The 21,909-nt window shown below is 63.6% G+C and carries 20 protein-coding genes; 14 read left to right on the forward strand and 6 right to left on the reverse strand.

Annotated features, from left to right (window positions below; all coding sequences use genetic code 11):
* Nucleotides 1–32 precede the first annotated feature (32 nt).
* On the forward strand, nt 33–3,089 hold the full coding sequence (locus D3260_RS15455) for a DUF748 domain-containing protein (protein WP_120099510.1): 3,057 nt from the start codon (nt 33–35) through the stop codon (nt 3,087–3,089).
* A gap of 30 nt (nt 3,090–3,119) precedes the next feature.
* Here D3260_RS15455 and speA read toward each other — a convergent pair whose 3' ends face one another.
* The gene (gene speA / locus D3260_RS15460; protein WP_120099511.1) at nt 3,120–4,973 is read right to left on the reverse strand and encodes a biosynthetic arginine decarboxylase; all 1,854 of its coding nucleotides are present in this window, start codon (nt 4,971–4,973) and stop codon (nt 3,120–3,122) included.
* A 50-nt stretch (nt 4,974–5,023) separates the two neighbouring features.
* Between speA and speE the strand changes: the two genes are divergently transcribed.
* On the forward strand, nt 5,024–5,860 hold the full coding sequence (speE, locus tag D3260_RS15465; protein ID WP_120099512.1) for a polyamine aminopropyltransferase: 837 nt from the start codon (nt 5,024–5,026) through the stop codon (nt 5,858–5,860).
* A 23-nt stretch (nt 5,861–5,883) separates the two neighbouring features.
* On the opposite strand, the gene D3260_RS15470 is transcribed toward speE, so the two are convergent.
* The gene (locus D3260_RS15470; protein ID WP_120099513.1) at nt 5,884–6,924 is read right to left on the reverse strand and encodes a hypothetical protein; all 1,041 of its coding nucleotides are present in this window, start codon (nt 6,922–6,924) and stop codon (nt 5,884–5,886) included.
* Nucleotides 6,925–7,114: 190 nt separating this feature from the next.
* Here D3260_RS15470 and D3260_RS15475 point away from each other — a divergent pair, with 190 nt between their 5' ends.
* Nucleotides 7,115–7,555 (forward strand): host attachment protein, encoded by a 441-nt coding sequence (locus D3260_RS15475; RefSeq protein ID WP_120099514.1) that lies wholly within the window; start codon nt 7,115–7,117, stop codon nt 7,553–7,555.
* Between the two features lie 148 nt (nt 7,556–7,703).
* On the forward strand, nt 7,704–7,880 hold the full coding sequence (locus tag D3260_RS15480) for a DUF1328 domain-containing protein (protein ID WP_120099515.1): 177 nt from the start codon (nt 7,704–7,706) through the stop codon (nt 7,878–7,880).
* Between the two features lie 103 nt (nt 7,881–7,983).
* Here D3260_RS15480 and D3260_RS15485 read toward each other — a convergent pair whose 3' ends face one another.
* Entirely contained in the window at nt 7,984–8,616 is a 633-nt protein-coding gene (locus D3260_RS15485; RefSeq protein ID WP_158583570.1) for a response regulator transcription factor, read from the reverse strand.
* Between the two features lie 98 nt (nt 8,617–8,714).
* Here D3260_RS15485 and D3260_RS15490 point away from each other — a divergent pair, with 98 nt between their 5' ends.
* Nucleotides 8,715–9,998, forward strand: coding sequence for a sensor histidine kinase (locus D3260_RS15490; protein ID WP_120099517.1), 1,284 nt, complete (start codon nt 8,715–8,717; stop codon nt 9,996–9,998).
* On the opposite strand, the gene D3260_RS15495 is transcribed toward D3260_RS15490, so the two are convergent.
* A complete protein-coding gene (locus D3260_RS15495; protein ID WP_120099518.1) occupies nt 9,970–10,395 on the reverse strand; it encodes a hypothetical protein in 426 nt (141 codons plus the stop codon). The two genes, D3260_RS15490 and D3260_RS15495, sit on opposite strands and share 29 nt — an antisense overlap.
* A gap of 456 nt (nt 10,396–10,851) precedes the next feature.
* Between D3260_RS15495 and D3260_RS15500 the strand changes: the two genes are divergently transcribed.
* Together D3260_RS15500 and D3260_RS17565 are read left to right on the forward strand one after the other, a co-directional pair.
* A complete protein-coding gene (locus D3260_RS15500) occupies nt 10,852–11,076 on the forward strand; it encodes a hypothetical protein (RefSeq protein ID WP_120099519.1) in 225 nt (74 codons plus the stop codon).
* 221 nt (nt 11,077–11,297) lie between these two features.
* Nucleotides 11,298–11,606 (forward strand): hypothetical protein, encoded by a 309-nt coding sequence (locus D3260_RS17565; protein WP_158583571.1) that lies wholly within the window; start codon nt 11,298–11,300, stop codon nt 11,604–11,606.
* Between the two features lie 77 nt (nt 11,607–11,683).
* Here D3260_RS17565 and D3260_RS15505 read toward each other — a convergent pair whose 3' ends face one another.
* Entirely contained in the window at nt 11,684–13,039 is a 1,356-nt protein-coding gene (locus tag D3260_RS15505) for an MFS transporter (RefSeq protein ID WP_120099520.1), read from the reverse strand.
* A 133-nt stretch (nt 13,040–13,172) separates the two neighbouring features.
* On the opposite strand from D3260_RS15505, the gene D3260_RS15510 reads away from it, so the two are divergent.
* Nucleotides 13,173–13,598: an OsmC family protein gene (locus D3260_RS15510; protein ID WP_120099521.1), complete on the forward strand. Its 426-nt coding sequence runs from the start codon at nt 13,173–13,175 to the stop codon at nt 13,596–13,598.
* A 168-nt stretch (nt 13,599–13,766) separates the two neighbouring features.
* The gene (locus D3260_RS15515; protein WP_120099522.1) at nt 13,767–14,249 is read left to right on the forward strand and encodes a peptidylprolyl isomerase; all 483 of its coding nucleotides are present in this window, start codon (nt 13,767–13,769) and stop codon (nt 14,247–14,249) included.
* A gap of 222 nt (nt 14,250–14,471) precedes the next feature.
* On the opposite strand, the gene D3260_RS15520 is transcribed toward D3260_RS15515, so the two are convergent.
* Complete coding sequence (locus tag D3260_RS15520) at nt 14,472–15,713, reverse strand: SH3 domain-containing protein (protein WP_120099523.1); 1,242 nt, start codon at nt 15,711–15,713, stop codon at nt 14,472–14,474.
* Between the two features lie 722 nt (nt 15,714–16,435).
* Between D3260_RS15520 and D3260_RS15525 the strand changes: the two genes are divergently transcribed.
* The 5 genes from D3260_RS15525 (at nt 16,436) to D3260_RS15540 (ending at nt 21,843) form a co-directional block, all read left to right on the forward strand.
* Complete coding sequence (locus tag D3260_RS15525; protein ID WP_120099524.1) at nt 16,436–17,986, forward strand: efflux transporter outer membrane subunit; 1,551 nt, start codon at nt 16,436–16,438, stop codon at nt 17,984–17,986.
* Between the two features lie 203 nt (nt 17,987–18,189).
* The gene (locus D3260_RS17380) at nt 18,190–18,465 is read left to right on the forward strand and encodes a hypothetical protein (RefSeq protein WP_147418233.1); all 276 of its coding nucleotides are present in this window, start codon (nt 18,190–18,192) and stop codon (nt 18,463–18,465) included.
* A 56-nt stretch (nt 18,466–18,521) separates the two neighbouring features.
* Nucleotides 18,522–19,964 (forward strand): peptidoglycan DD-metalloendopeptidase family protein, encoded by a 1,443-nt coding sequence (locus D3260_RS15530; RefSeq protein ID WP_158583572.1) that lies wholly within the window; start codon nt 18,522–18,524, stop codon nt 19,962–19,964.
* A 613-nt stretch (nt 19,965–20,577) separates the two neighbouring features.
* A complete protein-coding gene (locus D3260_RS15535; protein WP_120099526.1) occupies nt 20,578–20,739 on the forward strand; it encodes a YqaE/Pmp3 family membrane protein in 162 nt (53 codons plus the stop codon).
* Nucleotides 20,740–20,847: 108 nt separating this feature from the next.
* On the forward strand, nt 20,848–21,843 hold the full coding sequence (locus tag D3260_RS15540; protein ID WP_120099527.1) for an LLM class flavin-dependent oxidoreductase: 996 nt from the start codon (nt 20,848–20,850) through the stop codon (nt 21,841–21,843).
* Nucleotides 21,844–21,909: the final 66 nt, after the last annotated feature.

The raw sequence follows: 21,909 nt of genomic DNA on the forward strand, positions 1-21,909 counted from the left end.
GGCCGATGGCTCCGTCGGGGCTCGTCTGAGCCGTGACGCGACGACGCCCTCGCAAGCGAAACGCTTTTCTTGGCACCGGCACGCTGATCGCGCTGGTGGGCGTGGCTGCGGCCGTTGCGCCGCCCTACATCGTGCGGTATGCGCTCGTCGACTATCTCGAATCCCAGGGCCTGAGCGTCGACATCGGTCAGGTCGAGGCCAATCTGCTGACCGGCCATGTCGCGATCGACAACGCCCGGGCGACCGATGGCCAGGGCCACGGCTTCGTCATCGGCCATCTCGGTCTGGATATTCGCTACAGCCCTCTTTTCGATCATCGCGTGGTCGTGCAATCGCTCACGCTATCGGGCGCTCGTCTCGATGTGACGCGGCTACCGGACAACGGCTTTCGCATCGCCGGCATGACATTCGGCAAGTCGTCGAGCAGCCAGACGACGAAGAACGACTGGCAGTTCGGGCTGAACGAGGTCTCGCTCGAGGCGCTGGCGATCCACTATCGGCAGCCGGCGCGCGGCCCGCAGGCCGCGATCGACCAGGTGATCACCCTCAATGCCTCGCAGGCATCCCACATCACCAGCTGGGACACGGATCGCGCGAGCCCGCTACAGGCGAACATCGGGGTCGACGGCGGCAGTATCGCGCTGTCCGGCCATGTCACGCCGTTCGGCAAGACACGCGGCGCCCGGATACACGTGGTAACCCACGATTTCCCGCTCGGGCTGGTCGCACCGCTGGCGCGCTCGGCGGGCATCGACCGGGCCCGCGGGCGTCTCGATACCGATCAGCGCATCACGGTCTCCTACACCGCCGACAAGTCGCTCCATGCCACGACCGAAGGCCGTGTGGCCCTGTCGAAACTCGCGATCGCGCGCGAACGCGGCCTGGATTTGAAAGCCGGCCAACTCGCCTGGCAGGGCCGAGCGCAAATGAACCTGCTGCGCGCCGACGGCAAGCCGGGCGAAATCGATACCACCGGTCGGTTCAGCCTCACCGATCTATCGATGCAGCAGGGCCAGACATTCGATCTGCGCGCGAAACACGCGACCTGGCAAGGCAAGGGCGAGACCACCCTGGACAATCCGTTCCGGCTTTCCACACATGGCACCTACGACGACAGCGGCGTGACACTGAAGGCCGCGCGGCAGATCGCCCTGTCGGCCGACAGCGAACATCTGTCGGGCGATATCGAGATCACGGTCGGCGACGCCAACACCACGATCGTCAGCAACGGCCAATACAATTCGCGCGCGCTGCGCTTCGCTGTGCCGGGCTCACTGTCCACGGCGACCGACAGTCTGGCCTGGGATGGCACCACACAGACCACGCTCACAACGGATGCGACGCGCATCAATACCTACGGCCGCCTCGACGGGAAGAAACTCGATTTCCGGATTCCGGCGACCAGTGACTTCACCGCCGACGATGTTACCTGGCGCGGCGAGACCCACATCGACAGCGGCCAGCTCTTTGTCCACGACGCCGCCGGGCATCTCGTGACCGAACACGCCCGACTGACCATTCCCGACGTGCCGATGGCGTTCAACGCAAAACGCTTCATCTTCGACGGCCGCTACGGCCAGCAGCCGACGGCCGGCGGCGACACGCTCAAGGTCGTGCTCGACGGCAATGCCGTGGCCAGCGCGCTGGATATCATGAACACCCGCATCGGGGCCTCCTGGCTGACGGCGATGGAAAACGATGCCACCGGCATTCACATCGACGGGCTGTCGAACATCCACGTCGATGCCCTCAAGACCAGCGGCATACGTCTGCTGGCCGATACCGACACCGATGCCTCGGTCGTCCAGGCGGTCTCGCTCGATGCCAAGCAGTTCCAGCTCGATGACCTGCTGCACTATTCGCTGAACTCGCTCACGCTCGGCGATGCCATCGTGCATCTACGTCGCGACGACAAGGGCATGGGCGTGATCAGCGAATATCTGGGCGCCACGGCCTCCAAGAAGAACGACACCGCCGCCAGCGACAAGACCGACGACGGCCAGAGCACGGGCGCGGCACCACAGGACGGCGATGGCGCCGACCAAGGCAGTGCCAACCGTGCGACCTATGCAATCAAGCATCTCGGCATCAGCGGCCCGGCCGTGTATTTCACCGATGTCTCGACCGAACCGACCGTGCGACTGCATGGCATGGATCTGAACTTCGTGCTTGACGGGCTCGATACGGCCAGGCCGGATCACGATGCGAATTATCGACTGTCGCTGGATATCGGCGCCTACGGCCATTTCGACAGCGTAGGCAGCATCGCGCCGATGGCATCCGGGGGCATGAACATGGATATCCGGGCCTGGCTGCGCTCGCTGGCCATGCCGCCCCTGTCGGGTTATCTCAATGCCGCGATGGGGCGCAAGATCGGGCGTGGGGCGATCGACGGCACGCTCGATCTGAAAGCCAAGAAAGGCCAGCTCAACGGCAAGCTCGATGCCACCGTGGCCAACTTTCGCCTGGCCAACGACGACGGCAAGACGACCGAGATCGCTCTCGGCATCAACATGGAAAGCGCGCTCGCCCTGATCCGCGGCGAGGATGACGAATTCCACTTCCAGACCAAGATTCTGGGCGATGTCACCAACCCGTACTTCTCGCTCGACAACCTGGTTCGCGAGGCGGTGTTGGCCGGACTGCGCACCGCGCTGCTGTCCACCTATTCGCCGGTCGGCATCCTCAACAAGGCGCGTAATGCCTTTCTGAACCTGTTCCGGTCAGTCGAGGGACGGCCGGCGAAATTCCGCGAGGGCAAGCACTATGTCCGCCCGGAGGACCGCCACTATCTCGGCTTGATCGCCCAGGGCATGGACCGGAATCCGGACTGGACGCTCACGATCCAGGGTCAGGCCACGCCGGCCGATGCCAAGGCGATGTCGCTTTTCCAGGACAGCACCCATCTGAACAGCGCGAACCGGCTGAAGCTGGAGCAACTCGCCCGCCAACGCGAGGAAGCCGTGCGCGATTATCTGGCCGCGCGCGGGGTGAGTCCGAAGCGCATCGTCGGACGCCCACCCCAGGTCATCGAGACAGAAGATGCTGAACCGTTGGTCCGCTTCACGCTCGACAAGCATGCCGATTGACTCCCGGCTCGGCGACACGCCCGGACGCGGTCAGGTGTCGAGAAGGTATGTATACCCGGCCAGACCGGCCTCGAGCAGCGTCTCGCATTCACGATAGTCGCGCGCGGACAGACCGGCGGCCGCCAGTTTGCGCCGATAGGCCGATCGCAGCGTCTCCGGCTCGAAATGCACGTATTCGAGCAGCTCGTCCGCCCGATCGCCGTGCTGGGCTTCGCTCAGATGCCAGCCGCTCGCATCGGTCTCGACGTTGACCACATCGGTATCGCCGAACAGGTTGTGCATGTCGCCGAGATTTTCCTGGTAGGCGCCGACCATGAAGATCCCGATGCGGTAGCTCTCGCCGGGCACCAGCCGATGCAAGGGCAACGTGGTGTCCAGGCCGGCGTCGTCCACGTAGCGGTCGAGACGCCCATCGGAGTCACAGGTCAGATCGCACAGACGCACGCGCTCGGTCGGCCGTTCGTCGAGTCGTGCCAGCGGCATGACCGGAAAGACCTGATCCAGGGCCCAGACATCGGGCACCGACTGGAAGACCGAGAAATTGACGAAATACTTGGTCGCCAGTTTCTCCCGCGCGACGGTCACGGCGGCCCGCTCATCGGCATCGGCAGGCTCGAGTGCGGCCAGCGCGCGATATATGGCGGCCACCTCGTGCTCGACGGCGGCCCGCTCGGCCAGGCCGATCTCTCCGGCGGCAAAGCGTGTCTGAGCGTCGGCGGCAAGTGCCGTCGCCCGGTCGAGCTGAGCGCTGGCCGAGCGCGTGTCGTCGAGCCCGGCCGGCGCGGTCTCGATCGGGGTCTCACTGTCGATGACCTGCGTCAGCAACACCGCGTGATGCGCCGTCAGCGCCCGGCCGGACTCGCTGATGATATCCGGCTCAGGCATATCGTGAGCGGCTGCAACGCGCGCCAGTGCGCCGACTACCAGCCGCGCGTAATCGGCCACGCCGTAGTTCATCGAACAGAACGATTTCGCGCCGCGACCCTCGTAGTCGACGGCCAGCCCGCCGCCGACATCGACGGTATCGATCGGAGCCCCGAGTTCGCGCAGCGAACGATACAGATGCGCGGTCTCGTCCATCGAGCGTGTCAGGGCGGCATGATCGGCGACCTGCGAGCCCATGTGGACGTGCAGCATGCGAACACAGTCCAGATGGCCGGATGCGGCGAGCGTCTCGATGGCGGAGACCGCCTGGCTGGCCGTGAGGCCGAACTTCGATTTCTCGCCGCCGGTGTTCTGCCAGTGCCCGGCGGCCACACTGGCCAGACGCAGACGCAGGCCGAGCTGCGGTCGCAGGCCCAGGGCATCGGCCATCTCGGCGATCGGCGCCAGTTCCGAGGGTTTCTCGACCACGATGAACACACGATGGCCCAGCTGCTGGCCGGCCATCGCCAGACGCAGAAACGCCCGATCCTTGTAGCCGTTGCACACGATGGTGCTGCCGGGACGGGCGAGCGCGAGTACCGCCATCAGTTCCGGCTTGCTGCCGGCTTCCAGGCCCGCCCGCTCGCCGCCAGCCGCCACCAGGCGTTCACACACACTGCGCTGCTGGTTGACCTTGACCGGATAGACGACCGTGTAATCGCCGCCATAATCGCGGGCCGCCCGAGCCGCGCCGAACGCATCCGCCAGGCGTGTGATCCGGTCGGCCAGGATATCGGTGAAGCGCACGAGCACCGGCAGACGCAGGCCCTGTCGCTCGATCTCGTCGGCCAGCGTGTCGAGATCGATCCCGGCGGCCTGATCGGTCGTGCGCATTTCGATGTGGCCGGCGTCGTTGAGGCCGAAATAACCGTCGCCCCAGGTGGCGATGCGATACAGACGACGCGCGTCGTCGAGCGTCCAGCCGGCATCGTCGGTCACGGGAGCGGTATCTGCAATCATCTATACTGTGGCCCTGAAAAAAACGCATGAGACGCAAGGGACGAAAACGCATGGTACGCGATGGCCAGTGGTACACCGAAGCCAGCGACGAGCTGGGCCTGGGCTTTTCGCTGAAGATCCGGGACAAGCTCCATGAGGAGCGCTCGAATTTTCAGACGATCGCGGTCTACGAGACCGAAACCTTCGGTCGGCTGCTGACCATCGACGGTCTGGTCATGCTGACCGACCGCGACAATTTCATCTACCACGAGATGATGACGCACCCGGCGTTGTTTTCCCACGGTCGGGCGCGTCGCGTGGTGATCATCGGCGGCGGCGATTGCGGCACCCTGCGCGAGGTTCTCAAGCACGCTACTGTCGAATCGGCCATGCAGATCGATATCGACGAACGCGTCACACGGGTGGCCGAGCAGTATTTTCCGCGGTTGACCGAGTCCAACGCCGATCCGCGGGCCGAACTTGCCTTCATCGACGGCGTGGCCTGGATGCGCGATGCGCCGGCCAACAGCGTGGACGTCATCATCATCGACAGCACGGATCCCATCGGTCCGGCCGAAGGCCTGTTCAACGCAGCCTTCTACGAACAGTGCCATCACGTGTTGGCCGACGACGGCCTGCTTGTCCAGCAGAGCGAGTCGCCGCTGGTGCACACCACGCTGATCGATGACATGCATGCTGCCATGCAGGGGGCCGGGTTCGCCGCCCCGCAACTCGTCGGTTTTCCGCAACCCAGTTATCCCAGCGGCTGGTGGTCGGCCTCGCTGGCGCCGGCGCGAGCGCGGGCGCTCGCCGAGCCCCCCGCCGCGATACCCTTTCACTGCGATTACTACACCGCCGACATCCATCGCGCAGCCTTTGCCAGGCCGGCGTTTCTCGCCCGCGGCTGAGCGTTGCGCCGTCCCGGCCTCGCTCAGTCGTCGTCCAGAGCCTTGTCGAAGGCCGGCGAGTCATAAAAGGCCCCGATCTGGTCGTCGACGAGACGCGCCAGCAGCCCGGTCTCGTCCAGACCCTCGATGAGGGTCGGCGCCAGCGCCTCGATCTCGTCGGCCAGCGTTTCCCGATCCAGGCCGACGTGACCGGCGAGTTCGGCCAGCGTGTGATCGCCATAGCGAGCGAAGAATTGCCGCACGCTGGTCTGAACCATGACGCCGAGATATTCGGTTTCACGCAGCGATCGCCACACGGCCAGACCGTAATCCACCAGTCGCTGCAGCTCATCGGTATCGATCAGCCCGGCGACGGAGAGCGGCTTGTCGGCGCTCGCGTTCCAGATCTCGTCGGCGATAGCGCGGATGCGCGCTTCATCGAGCGACTCGAGCAGATAGGCTTCACTGCGCGCCAGGGTCTTCGCGGTGTTGTTCTCGATATAGGCACGGACGCGTTTTTCCACCTGCGCCTCGAGCCCCGGCATCCGTCGCGACACCGCGCTCGATGACCCCTTGATCAAACGTGAGACGCCCGGAATCGAGCGGATCGCACCAGAATCCGAAAAAATATAGTCCTTGATGCCCTGGTAGAGCACGTCCGAGGCCAGCGCCGTGTAGACCGGACTGTTCAGGAGCCGCTTGATCAGGCGGCTGCGCAGCGCTTCGAGCGCCACGAACAGCGCCACGCCGTCGTCGTAGAGCGACTGGTCGACGACATCGCGCACCCGGGTGTCCTCGTTGATCTCGTGACGCACGAGATCGTCGGCAATCGCCCCGATCATGCCGGCCAGATGCGTCGGCAGCGGAAAATCGAGCGCCAGGCGGACGGCCGTCTCGCTGATCGTCTCGGCATCGACCACGGCATCCAGGCGGGTGACCTCCGCCCAGTCCCAGACTCGATCGCCGATCCGGCGCGCCCGGGCCGCACCCTCTTCGCCGCGCCACCAAGCGAGTTCAAAGGCCACGTGCGCGTCGCGCAGCCGGGCCCGCAGGCCGTGTCGCTTGCTTTCGTCTGCCTGGCCCATTGCTGACTCGCCGATCGATGATTCGCGGGCAGCTTACCGGGACCGTCGCCGCTTTGCAGCGGGGCTTGCGTAATAGAACGGATGGCGACGGGCAGCGGCGCTGATAGCGTAACGATCAAGGATCAGAAGCCGGACCGCTCTGTTCATCGGACCGGCCGAAACAGGCATTCGCACCAAGGTCAGGACAAACATGGCTACGCAGTGGATCATCGTCGCCGACGCGGCTGCCGCCCGTTTCTTCTCGCGCACGCCTGATGGCGCACTCGAGCGCATCGGCGCCGACTATCACGAGGAGAGCCGTCTTCATGAAGGCGACCTGCGTACCGGTGGCAAGGGCGAAGTGCACGACGCCGGCGGCGCGGGCCAGCGCCAGTCCGATCCGCAGACACGCACCAGTGAAAAGCACGCGGACATATTCGCCAAGCAAGTTGCCGAGAAACTCAAGTCGGCGAGCAACGACAACGCGTTCGACGAACTCGTGCTGGTTGCCGCGCCCTCGTTTCTCGGCCATCTTCGCGACAAGCTCGACAACACCGTCAGCAAGCGCATCGTCGACACGATCGACAAGGACTGGACGCAGCACGACGACGAACAGATCGCCAAGCAGCTGAACACCCAGATCAGAGACTAGTAGGGCGGTGCGGCTGTCGACAGACGGCTCGCACTTCATTCATGTGGCGTACAACAAACCACGTAATATCCAGAGTTGATCGACGCCGCGGTGTCAGACCGAGACCGAGTCGATCTCGCCAAAGTGCATCATAAAAAGGAGGCGCACCATGTTGGGTTGGGCAGTCGTATTCTTCGTTATCGCCATCATTGCCGCTGTGTTCGGCTTCGGTGGTATTGCCGCCGGTGCCGCAGGCATCGCCAAGATCCTGTTCTTCATCTTCCTCGTGCTGTTCGTGCTGGCGCTGATTTCCAACGCCGTACGCGGACGCGGTCCGAAGATATAACCGTCAGACCGCGGCTCGGCCCCAGCGACCGAGCCGCGACACGTCGGGCATGACGCCATGGCAATGCGCACGGTCCGGCCAACGATGCCTCAGCCCGCCGGGCTCAGGATGCTTCGGCGATCGGCTCCTTGCGGGCCGATGCCTCAAGCCAGATTCGAACCAGATGCGCCAGTGAATTGGCCTGCAGTTTCTGCATGATGTGAACGCGATGCGTTTCCACCGTGCGGGCACTGATACCCAGGTCAGCGGCGACTTCCTTGTTGGCCTGGCCCTCGACGATGCCTGAAAGCACCTGTTTTTCGCGTGGCGTCAACGTATCGATCAGGGCCGCGCGCTGTCGCGCATCCCGCTGCAGTCGACCGGCGGCATCAGCAGCGTGCGCCAAGTGATCGAGTCGATTGAGCAGCTGCTCCGGGTCGAAGGGTTTTTCAAGAAAATCCACTGCCCCCAGCCGCATGGATTCCACGGCATGTTCGATATCGCCGTAGGCACTGACAACGATGACATCCACTTCGGCCTGCTGTGTGATCAGCGCACGTTGCAGCGCCAATCCGTTCATATCGATGAGTTTCAGATCGATGATGACGCACCCGGAAACGCCATTCGAGTGGTCGAGAAAGTTCTGACCGCTCGCATAACAGGACACGCCGTAGCCTTCGCCGCCGATCAATGCCTTGAGCGACTCACGAACGCTCGCGTCGTCGTCGACGATATGTATATGAAAGTCTTTTTTCACCCTTTCCCTCAGTATCATTTCGGATCAGACGAACCGAATCACGATCATCCCATCATACTAGAGGCGACAATGCACCCCCGCCTTCCGTCGAGTACCGCATGTCCGAAGCTTCGCACCTGACTCCCGACGAATCGCCCGCCTGTCTCGAGGACGCGCTTGAGACTATCCGTGCCCTGCGTCGCGATAACGAACGCCTCGAACAGCGCGCGGAAACAGCCGAGGCGGATGCACGCGCTTTCCGCGAGCTGGCCGAGCATATTCACGAAGTCTTCTGGATGACCAATGCGCTCGGCGACAAGTTGATTTATATCAGCCCGGCCTACGAGGCGATCTGGGGCCAGACCTGCCAAAGTCTGTATTCCGATCCGGGCCGTCGGCTGGCTTGGGTTCACGACGACGACCGCGAACGGGTCTTGAAAGCCTTCAAGCGAGACGCCCGCGAGGGCCGCTACGACGAGACCTATCGCATTACCCGTCCGGACGGCGAGATCCGCTGGATCCGCGATCGTGCATGGCGTGTCTACGACGACGAACAGGCATTGTACCGGCTTGCCGGCTTCGCCAACGACATCACGAACGAGATCGCAGACAACGATCAACGAGCCGAGCTCGGCGATCGTCTGGCCGTGCGCGAACGCTTCAGCCTTTTTGCGGCAATCGGTGCCGGTGTCGCACACGACATCGGCCAGCCGCTGACCGCCGCCCGAACGCAGCTGGCCCGTACCCATCACGCCGGCCGCCACTCCGGGGCGACCTGGTATGACGCCGTCCTTCAAGCCGACGACGAGATCGAGCGCGCCAGCACGATCGTGCGACACCTGCGCGATTATGCGCGCCACGGTCAACCGAGCATCGATTGGCACCAACTGGATCGAATGCTGGCCGAGGTACAGCGGCTCTACGACAGCGCGCTACGCCGCGAACGTATTCAACTTCGATTGCATATCGCCGACGAGGCCGCCGAGAAACAGATCGCCGTCGATCGCATTTTCCTGCAACAGATACTGCGCAACCTCATTCAGAACGCGATCGATGCGCTTCTGATGGCCGATACTCCGGACCATCAACGGCGCATCGATGTATCCGTGCGCCTGCCGGATCCCTATCACGTAGAGATCTGTGTTTCTGACAACGGCACCGGCATCGAGGACGGCATCGACGCCTTCGCTGCCTTCGATAGCACCAAACTCGACGGCCTGGGCCTGGGACTGCATATCAGCCGCTCGCTCGCCCGCAGCCATGGCGGAGACCTCGAAATCAGTCGCGCCGTCGAGCCCGGCATGCAGACCAAGTTCGTGCTGAATCTGCCCTGTGACGGACGCTCGGCGCCAAGGATTCCGCCGGCCGGCGATATCAGCGTGGCGGATGCATTAGGCGCATGAACACTGCCACGCCCAGCCCGAACGAACCGTTGAGCGCCATGCCGATCGCGACCCGATTGACACTCAACCCGGATACGAGGTCCTCGAGGCTGGCGCCGTGAACGAGCGGCACGATCGACAACGCAACCGCGGTCGGCAGGATCGCGCCCAGGATGATGGCACCAACATAGTAGCCGGCCGCCTCGGCGCGTCGAATCAACAGCCAGAGCAATACCCCCCAAAGCGCTCCCCAGCACGCCATCGAGATGACCGCGGGGATCTCGAACGGCGGCACGGGCGACAGATCCCAGGCCCTGGCCTGCAGATAATCCAGTCGATCGAGCCCCCAGAGCATGCCCTGATGAAACGTCAGGACAGATAGAAAACCGGCGATCAGCGCCTTGATATACGCGAACATCCAACACTCCCGATGAGTCGAACGCGGCGCGCCGGACCGCAGTGCGGCCGCGCGATGCGGACCTGAAGGCTGCCGATTGTACAAACGCTGTCTTCTGCACGCGACGACTGCCTGACCTGGGGCCAGCGCGATCGGGACGATCGAAGCCGATCCGATGAATCTCGCGCCCACCCACCTGCCGACCGACCGGGCCCGGCACGGCGCTCCGTCCACCACGAGCGACCACATGATCGACCGAGTGGCAGACCGCTCGACTCGGATTCGATGCCATGAAAACGCGCCCGATCGGCCCGCCCGACAGCGCGACATCGTCCGATCGACGCGGCACTAAGCCGGTCGGCCGGATAGGCCTTGCTTGTTCAGAGATTGGAAAGGGTGGCTTTTTCTATAATCGGAAGGCTCGCATGGAACATCTGGCGTTTCGTGCCCTCACCGACCTATTTCTGGGAGATTACAATGAGCCATAAATTATCCGCGCTGCTGATCGCCGCCGTTCTCGGCGTGTCGACGCTCGGCCTGTCCGCCTGCGATAGCAACGACGGTCCGGCCGAAAAGGCCGGTGAGAAGGTCGACAACGCGACCGATAACGCCAGCGACGCCGTGGACGATGCCGCGGACAATGCATCGGATGCCATGGACGATGCGGCCGACCAGGCTGACGACGCAACCGACAACAACTGATCGGCGGACGATTTCGTCGCCATCTAGGCCCGGCCTCGTGCCGGGCTTTTTTGTGTCCGGCGAACGCGTCTCGATCGCACCGGACATCGCCATGCGCGACACGGGCCTGTTATTAATCCGGCACCCAAACAGCTGACGACGTCAGCTGTTTTCAACGCCATCGAAAGAAACGCCGGCACTTGTCCGTCTTTTTATCTTCAATGGCTTCACGGCCGTTGGCCGTGGCGCGCGTGCTGTCGCACACGCGCGTTATCAACCCGAAAAATCATCTATTTTTAGGCTGGGTCAATAACACTTCGCCCGTGACGGCGTTGCCGCCCAGAAACCGGCCAGCCAAGGCGTATGGCGCCGGCCTTGGTTATTCCAGGGCCAAGCCAGTGTGGGCCGGCAACGCGGGTGCCGCCTGGTCCGGCAGCCGACCGCATCCGCTGCCCGCGCCCAGGCCTCGCCCCACGGTGCCCGGCGTGCCGATCAGCTCTCGCCTGCCATTGTCTGCATACAGCCTGGATATCGTCGACGCCCAGGCTTGAAAGTGTCAGCACACAGTTGTCGTTCATAAAAAAGGCCGCCCGGGGGCGGCCTTTTCGCTGTCTACGTCCTATCTTGATCAGGCCGCGGGTGCCGGCTCGCGGGCGGGACCACCCCGACCCGAGTACTGGGCCTTCGAGCCCGGTAGCGGACGCCGTGCGGTCTCCGGAATCAGCATGATCGGCACGAGCGCGACCGCGGCGGCGGCCATCAGATAGAAGGCCGGCACCATCTTGCTGCCGGTCTCGCCGATCAGCCACTGGATGAGATAAGGCGCGGTACCGCCGAACAGGGACGTGGAGATGTTGTAGGCGATCGCGAAGCCGCCATAGCGTACCCGGGTCGGAAAGATCGCCGGCAGCGTCGCCGGCATGGTTCCGGCCAGTGAAACCGTCAACAGCCCCAGGATCGCGAGCGCGACCACCACACCGGCGACTGTCGTCGTGCCCATCAGCCAGAACGCCGGATACGACAACAGAATGAACCCGATACAGGTCCCGATCAGCACCGGCTTGCGGCCGACCGTATCCGATAGCCCGCCGAACAGGAAGATCACGCACATCATCACGATCATCGTGATGACAAGAAGACCGGTGGATTCGAGGGAACTCATGTTGAGAACTGACTCGAGATAGCTCGGCAGATATGTCAGGACCGTGTAGTAGGCCACGTTGAGAATGATCACGAGTCCGATGCACAACAGCAGCTGCCGCATGTGACTGGTCACCACTTCGGCGAGCGAGCCGTCGGCCTCACCGGATTCCTTGACCTGCTCGAAGGCCGGACTGTCTTCCAGCTTCAAACGCAGGTACAGGCCGAACAGGCCGAGCGGCGCAGCGATCAGAAACGGAATACGCCAGCCCCAGTCGGCGAATGCCGCATCGCCCATCCCGAGCTGGGTGCCGAGCACCACGATCGCGCCCAGCGAATAGCCGGCGAGCGTGCCGAACTCGAGGAAGCTGGCCAGAAACCCGCGTCGATCGTCCGGCGAGTACTCGCAGATGAAGGTGGCCGCACCACCGTATTCACCGCCGGTCGAAAATCCCTGAACCAGACGCGCGGCGATCAGAAGAATGGGCGCCCAGAGACCGATGGTGGCGAAGCTCGGCAACAGACCGACCACGAAGGTGCCGGCCGACATCATGATAATGGTGGTTGCCAGCACCTTGGAGCGGCCGATCTTGTCGCCGAGCGGACCGAAGAACAAGCCACCGAGCGGGCGCACGAGGAAGGCGACCGCGAACACCGCAAGCGCCGACAATAGCGACGCACTGTCGCTGTGTGAGGGGAAAAAGACCTTGCCGACCGTGCCGGCCATGTAGGCATACACGCTGAAATCGAACCACTCCAGCGCATTGCCCATGCCGGCAGCGGTAACCGCTTTCTTAACGGCATCGGAATCGACAGTGAAACTGTCGTCGGTCGTCGTACTCATTGCCCTTCCCCCGGGGAGACCGGTAACGGATGTTGTTGCATGAACCTAGCACATTGTGTGCCGACACGATGCTTGTCAGCCCGTCTGCAGAGCCTTATGTTGATTCGATCATCAACTCAATCGGGAGCGATCAATGCCCGTACGCAAGGCGAATGCGCAGTGGCAGGGTGATCTGAAGTCCGGCAAGGGCGACATGAAGCTCGAGAGCGGGGCCTATCAGGGTCAGTTCTCTTTCAAGACGCGTTTCGAGGAAGGCACGGGCACCAACCCGGAAGAACTGATCGGCGCGGCCCATGCCGGCTGTTTCTCGATGCAGTTCTCGGCCATGCTGGCCGAGGAAGGCCATGCACCGGATTCGGTGAAGACCGAAGCCAAGGTGCATTTCTCCGTGGACGGCACACCCACGATCGAGAAGATCGAACTGATCACGCGTGGCGTGGTCCCGGGCATGGACGATGCCCAGTTCAAGGAAATCGCCGGCAAGGCCAAGGATGCCTGTCCGGTATCCCGTCTCTACAAGGGCGCCGACATCGTCCTGGACGCCGCACTCGAGGGCTGACCCGACGCCGCGTCACGAACCGACAGAGCCGGGGCATGCCTCGGCTCTGTCGTTTTCAGCCCCGATTCGGGGGCTTTCGCCATCGATTGCAACGATTGCCATTGACTTTGCGATGATCGTCTCAAGGTTTAACGGCTCACAAACGCAAAACGTTGCAAAGAGGCCAACATGCAAGCCCAGCGCGATAACGTCGTCAGCATCCATTACGTCCTGCGCGACAACGACGGCGAGGTCATCGACCAGTCGGCTGAAGGTCAGCCGCTTTCCTACCTGCACGGCCACGACAACATCGTGCCGGGTCTGGAAAAGGCCATCGAAGGCCACGATGAAGGCGCCGAGGTCCAGACGACCGTCGAACCCGAGGAAGGCTACGGCCCCTATCGGGAAGAGCTCGTGCAGAAGGTCAACCGGGAAGCCTTCCAGGGCGTCGACGAGCTGGCGCCGGGCATGAGCTTCCGGGCCGAGTCCGATGCCGGGCCCATGATCGTGACCATCAAGGAAGTCGATGGCGACGAAGTCACGGTTGACGGCAACCACGTGCTCGCAGGCCAGACACTGAACTTCACGGTGAACATCGCCGGCGTGCGCGAAGCCAGCGCCACGGAACTCGAGCACGGCCACGTGCACGACGAGAACACCGACCACGGCTGATTTCGGTCACCCTGCCGGGTGACACGACGCGCGCCGGGCGTGCGTCAGGCGATACAAGCTGTGGGCTAATGGCGGGCGCCAAGGCGCACCGTCGTGGCCTCTGTCGCGCCGGTAACCACGTGCCGGCGCGGCATCGCTACTGATGTCATCGCATCCGGGCCGCCCTGTCGGGGCGGCTTTTTTGTGCCCGATCACCCCATACGTCGCGAGGTGCCGACGTGTCTACTCGCCGACCAGAAGATAAGCCGCAAGCCAGCCTTTTCGGTTATCAGCGGTCTGCACACGTGCCCAGCCATTCTTCGTCTCTTCGACGGTCACGACATCGTTTCGGTGAACCTGGCCAACCACCTTGCCGGCACGGCTCGGCCGTGAACGCAGATTGACGGTGCCCGCCCCCACGCGACGCTTGACCGACTTCGCGGCCGCGCCCTCATCCGAGCCGCCGGCGGTTGCCGTGGGCTGTTTCGAAACGGTCGCCGCGCCTGGCTTCTCGTTGTCCGCAGGCTCCGGTTTCGTTCCCGGCGACGTCTTATCCGCGGCGGCGGCCGAATCCGCGGCGGCAGCCGCAACCTTGGCCCCCGATCCGCTCTCCGTCGCTGAGCGCCTCACCGGGTCGTCATCGCGCGGCGAAGGCGCAGCCGCCTGCTTCGGGCGTGGCGCGGATTCCGTCGGCGCCCCACGCTCCGGCGATGTCGCCATGCGACTGTCGTCATCGCCGCCGCCGGCCAACGGGGCGAGGCTGTCGGCGAGCAGGAAATTGGCCACCCAGCCGATCTCGTAGGTCTTCGGGAACAGGACCTGTGTCCAATCGGCCTCGCGGGCCAGCACCACGACAACGCTGTCACTGTCGGCCTGACGCACGATACGGGCGTTACGATCCGGCTGGTCGCGTACATTTACGTCGTCGGCATTGACGTGTCGCTGCGGTAGATCCTCGACGATACGTGGCAGATTATCGATAGCCGCGCCGTTGCCCGCCGCAGCGGCGCGCGCGGTCCAGAAAGCCGCCTTGCCGGTATTCTGCGGGACCCCGTGCCCTTTCATGTAGAGCACCCCGAGATTGTTCTCCGAGGCTGCCTGCCCGTCCCCGGCGCCGCGCCGAAACCATTGCGCTGCCTTGACGAGATTCTTGTCCACGCCCTTGCCGGCCTCGTACATGATGCCGAGGTTGTGTTCGGCCCGACCGTAGTGTTGTGCCGCGGCTTTCTCGTACCAGCCCCGAGCGGTCGCATAATTCTGGGCGACGCCGATGCCACGGTCATACAGCACGCCCATATTGTACTGTGCCGCCGCATCGCCGCTTTCAGCACGCGGGCGCGTGTCCTCGAGCACCTTCGCGGCCTGTGCCGGCGCCATGGCGTCGGTCTCCGCGTCCGTCGACGATTGCTGTTGCTGTGCCAGCGCGCCGAGCGGCGTGCAGCAAACGACGGTGGCGAACAGCCAGACAACGGACCTGCGCGTCATGTTGATCCTTGATGACAAAGCGGAATAGGCAGCATCGCTACGTTAAACCCGACGCCGCTCGAACGCGAGCCCTGACCCGGCGGCATGACGGCATCGATCCTCCGGAGAGGCCAATAGTCCAGAGCCTGTTAACACGTCCCGCGTGCGCCGCGCCGGCGATCTTTTTTTGAAAGACAAGGCATCGGGCGCATACGGCCGTCATTCTGGCGTCGCGAACGACAACGCCGGATTGCGCAAAAAATGACCGCCGTCCCGTCAGGTTGCGCCCCAAAACCGACCAGGCAAGGCGCATCGCGCCGGCCTTGGTCATGCCAAGATCAAACCGTGCAACCCCGCATGGCCGGTTTTCGGGCGGCAACGCGATCACGTGTGAAGTATTATTAATCCGGCACCAAAACAGCTGACGACGTCAGCTGTTTTCAACGCCATCGAAAAATAAAAGCCGGCACTTGTCCGTCTTTTTATTTTCAATGGCTTCACGGCCGTTGGCCGTGGCGCGCGTGCTTTCGCACACGCGCGTCATCAACCCGAAAAATCATCTATTCTTATGCCGGGTTAATAAAAGGCCTTAAGGTTGCACGGCCCCGCCGATACCGCCGAGGCAGTCCGGGCCGATCTCGGGCGCCAAATTATATGCAATTGACAACGACCGACCTGGCACATAGATTGGCGCTCGTTTAACTGCATTCGGCAGTCATTTCCCAGCCGGCTCGGCCCGCCTCATGCGCAGCGTGTTTTCGACCCCCTATCGGCTCGCATCGACGACGGCGCTCGTCCTTGCCCTCAGTGCCTGCACCGTCGGACCGGATTATCACAAACCGGGCGCCCCCTCCGACGATGCATATCGCATCGATGATCGGACCGCCGGTGACGAGGACGGCCAGTCGGCAACCCGCTCCGACGATCAGGCGGTACCGAAACAGGCTTTCGTCCGCGCCCAGCGTGTGCGCGCGGACTGGTACCGGGTCTTTGAATCCGACAAGCTCGATGCATTGATCGGGCGCGCCATCGCCGATAGCCCGACGCTGGCGGCCGGCCGGGCACGCATCAAGGCCGCGAACGAGGTGGTCAAGCAGAACAAGGCCGCGCTCTATCCCCAGATCAATGTCGGCGCCGGTTATGACCGTCGTCGTGTGACGGGTGCCCAGTTCGGCATCAACGATCCGACGTTCACCAACGTATTCAACTTCTACGATGCCCAGGCGACGGCCAGCTACGATCTCGACCTGTTCGGCAAGACGCGACGTCGTATCGAGGCCGCGGATGCGGCCATGGACGAGCAGCAGTATCGGGTCATCGATACGTACGTCACGCTGATCAACAACATCGTGGCCACCGCCATCGCCGAGGCCGGCCTCAACGAGGCGATCCACACCACTGAACAACTCATCAAGAGCCAGTCTGACGCACTGGCCATCGTCAAGAAGCAGATCGGTTTCGGGGCCGCCATCGAAGCCGATGCGACCCAGATCCGTACGCAGCTGGCCCGCACCCGCGCATCGCTGGAGCCGCTCAAGAAACAGAAGACGCTGGCCACGAACCGTCTGGCGGTACTGGTCGGCAGTGCGCCCGGCACGTTCACGGATCCGGATTTCCGGCTGTCGCAGCTGACCCTACCCCAAACGCTGCCCGCCAGCCTACCCGGCCAGCTGGTGCGTCAGCGCCCGGATATTCTGGCTGCCGAAGCCGCGGTCCACGCCGCCAGCGCGCGTATCGGCGTGGCAACGGCCAATCTGCTGCCCGATCTGACCATCAGCGGCTCCTACAGCCGCCAGGCGCTGACGCCGGCCGATCTCGGTGACCCAGCCAATGCGCTCTACACCCTGGGTGCCCGGCTCGCCGCCCCGGTCTTTGCCGGGGGCCGTCTGCGTGCCGAACGACGCCAGGCCCAGGATCTCTACGTTGCGGCACTGGCTGACTACCGGGCCACGGCCCTGGCTGCATTCGGCGACGTGGCCAATGCGCTGCGTTCGATCGAGGCGGATGCCCGGGCGGTCGATGCACAGCGCACAGCGCTTGATGCAGCACGGGATAATTTGTCCATCGTGCAGACCCAGCTCGCCAATGGCGCCGCGGACTACGTGAACCTCTATACCGCACAGGCCCAGTATCAGAGTGCCGAACTGGATTTCACCGAGGCCCGGGTCACGCGTTATCGCGATACCGCGGATCTGTTTCGCGCACTCGGCGGCGGCTGGTCGCAGCAGTCGGCGGCATCACTGACCCAGGCCACCGGCGCGTCGACGCCGGCCGCGACGACGACAGGCAATTGACCCGCCGCCGGTCGTGGTCGCCGCGGCGCGCGACGCTTGCCGGGCCACGGGGTCGTCGCAACAGATCCGGTCGGCGCGGCGCCCGACCGCCATGCCCCATCAGAGTGCATCGCGACAGGCAGCGGCCAACCGCAGGGCCGATCACATCGGACTTTGGTGGCAAAACAACGCCGTCGACTGGACGACATGCGCCGTAGATTGCCATGATGCGCCTCGTTGTGGCGTCTGTTGCGCAGCCGGCACCGGATTCGAAACCGACGACAAGGCGTGTGCTGAGTACGCGTGTTCCTTTCAATGAAAGGATTTCGGCATTTCGTTTCAACGGCTTCGATAACGCGTTCGGCGACATTCGGCACGACGATTGCATCGGCGGCAGGGAGCCGGTCGGCGGGCGCCGGCCGGAGGAAGACGCCTTTTTGCGATGGGCTGGGAAACTTTTTGCGGTGTATGCCGGTCTAGATCCGGATTCACCACAGTGATCGACGTCGCCTGTGTATTGGAGACAGGGGGATGCGACGTTCATCGAGGGTTTTTGATGCAAGGTAATCGGATGTTGCGCGCGGGCGCGGCCAGTGCGCTGAGCCTGTCCTTATGTGTTTCGGTCGCCAGTGCCGCGCCACCAGCTGCGCAGCCGGGCGTCGGGCTCGGCTCCGCGCGCAGCAGCGCGATGACCGACAACGATCACGAAATGCGCATCGAACCCCTGCAGGACAACCAGATGCAGGCGGCCGCAGCCCTCGGCCTGACCACCACGCCGCAGATTACGCCCTGGGAACAGATCACCATCCATCGCGGCGACACGCTCTCCGGGGCGCTGGCCCGCATCGGCCTCGGGTCCAGTACATGGCGCCCACTGCTTTCGCTGCAGGACACGCGGGCGCTACGCCACCTGCGCCCGGGCGATACCCTCAACATCCGCAAGACTCCGACGGGCCAGCTCGCCGAACTCCGATACAAACTGGATTCCGTTCGCACCCTGACCGTGAACCGCGACGGCGATCGGCTGCAGGCCGCAATTGCCCACGTACCGACACAGACCCGTGAAATCACCGCGTCCGGCACGGTACAGGGATCGCTGGCCCACTCGTTGGCCGACAAGGGCGTGCCGTCGCGCGTGGCCGACGATATGGCCCGTATCTATCGGTATCGACACGACCTGCGTCAGTTGCACAAGGGTGATCAGTTCTCAGTGATCTACCAGGCGACCTATGCCAACGGCGAAGAAGTCGGCATCGGCCCCGTGGTCGCGGCCAGCATCACCTCGGATCACAAGATCTATCGAGCGTTTCGTGCCAAGGGCGCGGACGGCAAGTACGCATATTTCGACGGCGCCGGTCACTCGTTCAAACCCGCCTTCACCCGCAAGCCGGTGGCCTACACACGCATCAGCAGTCCCTTCAACCTGCATCGGATGAACCCGGTCACCCATCACATCCGGCCACACAAGGGCGTGGACATGGCCGCACCGATCGGTGCGCCGATTCATGCAGCCGCCGATGGCGTGGTCAAGTATTCCGGCTGGATGCACGGCTATGGTCGTCTGGTCGAATTGAAGAATATGGACGGCTACAGCACGCGCTATGCGCACATGCACCGCATCCAGAGCGGGTTGCACGTGGGCGAGCACGTTACCAAGGGCCAGGTGATCGGTTACGTCGGCGAATCCGGCGAAGCGACGGGGCCACACCTGCACTTCGAGATCCGGCGTTACGGCGTGGCGCACAATCCGCTCACGATCAAATTGCCGAACGGCCGGAACCTGCCCAAGACGCGGCTGGCAGCGTACAAGCGACGCATTCAGCCCTTGATCGCACGGCTGTCCCCAGCGCCCACGACGCTGCTGGCCAAGACCGCGTCCACGCCGGCCAACGGCAGTGCCTGTCTTGGACGTAACGGATTCCGCAATACCTTGAGCGAGGGCAACGGCTCGGACAATGGCATTCTATGCCTCGTTCGCAGCCCTTCGGTCCGCGCCTGACCGCGGATCGCGCCGAACAGGCGCATCCAAATTTCATCGATCACGTGCCGCCGGTGCGTGATCACACCCGGCGACCGGGTATCTGCGCATCGTTCCATCCATATCATCGCCCCGGCCGCTCATCGTGATGCCAATCGGCCGCGCGTCAGGCGACGCAAGGTGGCGCGCACGGCGGTGCCCTGACCTGTCGTCGTTCCTCGCCGTGCAACGACACAGGCGCACGACCTACGATTGTTTCAATCCCGCGGCGATCTTCAGGTCAATCACAGCCTGACCGGGCAATCGAAACGGCGCCAATCCCGCCGCGCCGTCGCGCGGGCGATCTGCGTATTGATCGGGCATTGCCCTGCGGCATCACGCAGGGCGCGCCGGTCGCCCCGAAGCGCCACTCGGATATAACTGTTTTTCATGACAGTATCGGATTAATATCCGCTGCAGACGGCGCCGAGTCCGAATGTTTAACCGTGACTGAACGCAATGAACCGACTGATCTGCGTATGATGTCGCCAGACTTTGTACGCTGGACGGTCTCGATCGTGCCTTTTCGGCTCGAAATCGATATGTTCAACAATCGTCGAGACCGAGCCCGGCGATCTGCAAGAGGACAATCATCTTGGACGTCATTCGCATCATTCTCTCGATTCTCCTGCCGCCGCTGGGCGTGTTTCTCCAGGTCGGCCTCGGCCTGCAGTTCTGGCTCAACGTCCTGCTGACGATCTTCGGCTACGTGCCCGGCATCATTCATGCCGTGTACATCATCGTCACCCGTAACTGACATCCGGTGAGCAGCTATGGCCGCACGGCGCGGCCGTCGTGTTTGTCGTTGCCCGACTGTGCCCCCACAGCTCATGGGTAATTGATACACACATTCGCAATGAGTGTTATGGCTTTCGATCTTTCGGTTCTCGATCTGGTTCCCGTTCCCAGCGGCACGACACCGTCCGCGGCGATTCGCGACAGCGTGTCTCTGGCACAGCTGGCCGAACGCACGGGCTACCGTCGGTACTGGATCAGTGAACATCACGGCATGCCGGCCATCGCCAGTGCCTCACCGGAAGTGCTGCTCTCGCGTATCGGGGCATTGACCTCGCGCATCCGTATCGGCTCGGGCGGCATCATGCTGCCCAATCATTCGCCGATGCGGGTGGCCGAGCACTTCCGGACACTGGAGGCACTCTATCCGGGCCGGGTCGATCTCGGTCTCGGTCGTGCCCCGGGGTCGGATGCGCGAACCAATCGCGCGCTCGGCGCCGGTTCCGGTGCCCACTTCGGCGACATGCTCACGGAAATGCTGTCACTGGCCGATGGGCGCTATGGCCCCGAACATCCCTATGCCGGCGTTCGAGTGATGCCGGACGACGCCCCGCTACCGCCGATCTGGATTCTCGGCTCATCCGGCGCCAGTGCCCACGTGGCCGGCGCGAGCGGTTTCGGCTACAGCTTTGCCAGTCATTTCAGCCCGGTCGACCCGGCACCGGCGCTCGCCAGCTATCGGGAGACATTCGAAGCCTCGCCCCAATTCGCCGAACCACACACGATTCTCGGCGTATCGGTGATCTGTGCCGAGACGGAGGCCGAGGCCCAGCGCCTGGCGAAGACGGTCGATCTGATGTGGTTGCGTCTGCGCAAGGGCGAGTTCCTGCCATTACCCTCGCCGGAGGAAGCCGCGGCCTATCCCTACACCGCGCCCGAACAGGCAGCGATCGAAGAGAATCGTGCACGCCATATCATCGGCGATCCGGCGCAGGTGGCCGCCCAACTGAGAACGACCGCCGAGCGCACCGGGGCCGACGAGCTGATGATCGTGTCCAATATTCACGATCCGGGCGCCCGGCTGCACTCCTACGCGCTGGTCGCCGAAGCGCTGGCCGCCTCATGATTCACCGCACGCTTCGACCGGTCGTTTCACCACCAAGCTGACACGACCGATCGAAAGCGCGCACAA

The organism is Salinisphaera sp. Q1T1-3 (assembly GCF_003602005.1).
Taxonomy (GTDB): domain Bacteria; phylum Pseudomonadota; class Gammaproteobacteria; order Nevskiales; family Salinisphaeraceae; genus Salinisphaera.